4 protein-coding genes are annotated in these 3836 nt (G+C 41.0%); all 4 read right to left on the bottom strand.

All coding sequences use genetic code 11. The features are described 5' to 3' along the window. A partial coding sequence (locus tag QZZ35_RS09830; protein ID WP_291237240.1) for a phosphatase occupies positions 1–644 on the bottom strand: 644 nt, incomplete at its 3' end. Further along, positions 641–2515 carry an ATP-dependent nuclease gene (locus tag QZZ35_RS09825; RefSeq protein ID WP_291237239.1) on the bottom strand — a complete coding sequence of 625 codons (1875 nt, stop codon included), beginning with the start codon at positions 2513–2515 and terminating at the stop codon, positions 641–643. The genes QZZ35_RS09830 and QZZ35_RS09825, both read right to left, overlap by 4 nt. A gap of 60 nt (positions 2516–2575) precedes the next feature. After that, positions 2576–3562 (bottom strand): ABC transporter substrate-binding protein, encoded by a 987-nt coding sequence (locus tag QZZ35_RS09820; RefSeq protein ID WP_291237238.1) that lies wholly within the window; start codon positions 3560–3562, stop codon positions 2576–2578. 55 nt (positions 3563–3617) lie between these two features. Next, a partial coding sequence (locus tag QZZ35_RS09815; RefSeq protein ID WP_291237237.1) for a DUF362 domain-containing protein occupies positions 3618–3836 on the bottom strand: 219 nt, incomplete at its 5' end.

Here is a 3836-nt window from a genome sequence, read left to right as displayed (position 1 = left end):
ACTTCCTCTACAAGCTCTAATGCCCTGGTAAAATCTCCGATCATAAAATCCGCATGAGCGTCGCTCCCCATAACAACCGGAACTTCATATTTTTTACAGAGATCCAAAATTATCTTATCATTCTCCCGGGCATTGGTCCTGGAATTTAACGGACTCATCGAATTATTGTTTAATTCCACAATTTTATCATATTTCTTTGCCTCTGAGATAACCGCTTCATAATCCATCGCATAGCGTCCGTCATCCGGATGTCCGAGAATGTTGACATAGGGATTATGGATAATCCCCATCATGGCGGCTGTATTCTCTTCCTTTGTTCCCGGTCTGAGACATGGCGGATGAAGACTTGCAATTCTTAAATCCGTACACTGAATATAATGTTGGGGCAAATCCACATGTCCCTCATAATCCATCACATTCAGCTCCACGCCGAACATGACTTCAATCCCCTTCTGAAACCTTGGTAAAATCTTTAAATTATAAAAATAATAATCACCGCAGCTTCCCGGCATGGCCGGTGCATGTTCTGTGAGAGCCAGAAGCTTTAACCCTTTCGCCGCTGCCGCTTCGATCATCTCACGGATCGTATTATAAGCATGTCCGCTTGCCAGAGTATGAGTATGGGTATCTAATTCAATATTCATTCTGCTGCTCCTCCTTTGATCCGATTTTCAAAATAAACAAATTGATCAATAGCATCCAAAATATCCTGAAATGTCTCTCTTGAAGCATGGTCAATATAGGCCTGTAATATTTCCTGTTCCCTGTTTTTATATGGACCATAAAAAATATTATACAGATTATGACCCCGCATATAAATTTTAAATTCTTCAATATGCTCTTTTATTTGCTCAGATGACTGTATATCAATACCGGTAACCTCGGTAAAGTGTTTTCCGCATTTGAGACGATAGAGATATTCCTTCCATTTCTCTAACAGTATATCATAAAATTGTTCTTCATTGTCTAAAATTCCTATTTTCACCATCACTTTTGGATCGAGGAAATAATTTTCAAAGGAATAATACTTTAAAATTAATACATTTCTTCGTGTCACCTTCGGCATCCTGTCCACATCTGAGACCGAACACTGATCGTAATATCTGCACAACTGACTTGCCAGTTTTTCCGGATCTTTGCCGTCCCCGTCACGGATCATGAGAAACTGATCCTTCAGATACAGCTTATTGATATATTTCAGATTGGCGTAGGTCTTAATATTGGTGCAGCTGTTTGTCGTAATAATGGCAATGCGGCACGGCCGTCCCTCCGCATCAAAAATTTCTGAATAATATTTATTCAAAAGCAGCGGCAAACGGCTCTTATCCTGCTTTCCTTCAACGATAAACACAAAATTCACATTCATCAGATCATTGGCTGTATAGCCCAGATCATCCAGAATCACATCCACATCCTCCGGTTTTCTTACAACAGTATACCATTCCCTGTCTGACAGGACCTGACGAATCTGTCCTGAAGTAAAATTAAATAACATGTTCGGAGAATGGGTGGAAAAAATGACCTGATTCGTTTTTGACAGTCGATATAAAATCTCTCCCGCCACTTTCTGGAGTCTCGGATGAAGAAATATTTCCGGATCTTCTATCAGAATAATACAAGGCATATGTTTTCCGCCGTAAATATAAGCTTCCAGAAGGGATAATACATAAATACAGCGCATACCTGTTCCCATATTCTCTAACGGTATGCGGATATCCCGCTCACGGTGATGAACAAATCCCTGTATCTTACACAAATCTTCCATATTTTCCGCCATATAATAATAAATATCTTCACTCTGTCCACCGTTTTTATGGAAAAAATCGTTGACTCTCTCCCTGAATGACATAAAATTCCCCTGATAGAGCTTATACTCAAACAACCTTGCCGCCTCAAGCACATTCAGCTCTTTTGGAGATTTCTGTTCAATTTTGCCGATACAGTGAAAACATCGGTGGCATTCTTTTCCGCTCTCAAAAAGACACTGATCCTTTCGAAGTCTCGAAAGCCATTCATTTTCCTGACATAAAAAAATATCATCCTGTATATCCTGAAAATGCCGCATATTGTCAATATAATAAAATTTTGGAATAATCTGACGAATGTAGCGGTTATCTTTTCGAACACCATCATAAAATCGTCTTTGTCCGTTCCGATTCACAGACATTTTAAACCAAATGCATCCGCTTTCCCCGTCATAGGACGGAAGGCGATTTTTAAACTCTTTTATCCACAGGTCATATCGTTTATATGTACTTACGATCCCCTCCCGGTTAAAATACATGAGATCTTCTTCATCCAGCAAAAATTCCGCATCGATCTCTATATTGGCCCCGTCCAGATTAAAATCCGTTTCCTGTATATCGTACGTATCATTCAGAATGCGGAGTGCATCTAAAATGACGGTTTTTCCCGCATTATTTTTCCCCACAAGAATCAAAGCATTTTCTATATCACGAATCTCTATGTCACGAATCGATTTAAAATTCTGTATGCGCAGTTTCTGTAAATGCATAAACACTCCTCCATCCCTTATTTCAGGGCTGCATAAAACAGCCCTGATTTCAAACACGTTTTATTTAGAAAACTGTGTCGTTACCAATACATTATAATCCGCCCGTTTGTCGATCACGCCCGCCTCCTCCAAAATATTCTGAAGAAGTTCAAAGGCATCTTCTGTAAAAATCGTGTCCTTCTTCCATGTATCCTGATTGTGATAGCGCTCTACGATCTTCTTCAATGTATCAAAATCCGTCTCCTCAAACTGAGGCTGGATGATTTTCGCAATTTCTTCACTTGTATGGCTATTGACATAATCGAGACCTTTTTGGATAGCCTTTGTAAACTTCTGAAGAATGTCCGGATGTTCATTGATATACGAATTCAAGGACGAAAAACAGGTATAAGGAACATATCCTGAATCAACGCCTAAGGATGCGATAACTTTTCCCTGCCCCTCTTTTTCAATGCCTGTAGCGTGGGGCTCAAATTCAACCGTATAATCGCCTGTACCGCTCGCAAAGGCCTCTGCGGTCACTCCAAAATCGATATTCTGTATGATCGTCAGATCCTTCTCCGGATCCATGCCATTCATTTTTAATATATACTCAAATACCATCTGAGGCATTCCGCCTGCCCGACCGCCGATGACAGTCTTGCCTTTAAGATCCTGCCACGAAAAGTTTCCGCTGTCAGTTCGCCCTACAAGAAAATTACCGGCCCTCTGAGTCAACTGTGCAAAATTTACCGCGTAGTCGGTATTCCCTTCGTTATAAACATAAATCGTAGCTTCCGGCCCCATAAAACCGATATCCGCTTCACCCGCGATCATGGCCGTCATAACTTTATCGGCACCGTTTCCGTTTTTCAGTTCCACATCCAGTCCTTCTTCTTTAAAGTAGCCTTCCTCCAGAGCAACATACATCGGCGCATAAAAAATGGAATGGGCAACTTCCATGAGCCGAACCTTTGTCAGACCGGATGTACTGTTTCCACATCCGGTGAGCATCCCTATGGTCAGCAAGACAAACATCATCAACGCACTCACATATTTTTTTCGCATATACTACCTCCCAGTCAAACTAATATATCCTATTCAAAGGAGGCAGATATGTTCCCTACTTCACATGAATCGCTTTCTGAGGACACATCTCCTGACAGCAAAAACATGCAATACATTTTTTATAATCATATACCGGTGCTGCCGGCCTGTTAAGTTTCAAAGCCTTGCCTTCTACCGGACAGGCTTCCACGCAAATTCCACAGCGAATGCAATCTTTGTCAACAATATAGGGTTTTCTCTGGAAATGTCTTGAAACCCATCGAATACGACGCCA

It is taken from the genome of Frisingicoccus sp., assembly GCA_016298055.1.
Classification (GTDB): domain Bacteria; phylum Bacillota; class Clostridia; order Lachnospirales; family Lachnospiraceae; genus Frisingicoccus.
The sequence above is the reverse complement of the archived record's forward strand: the minus strand, read 5'-3'. Positions and strand labels throughout refer to the sequence as shown.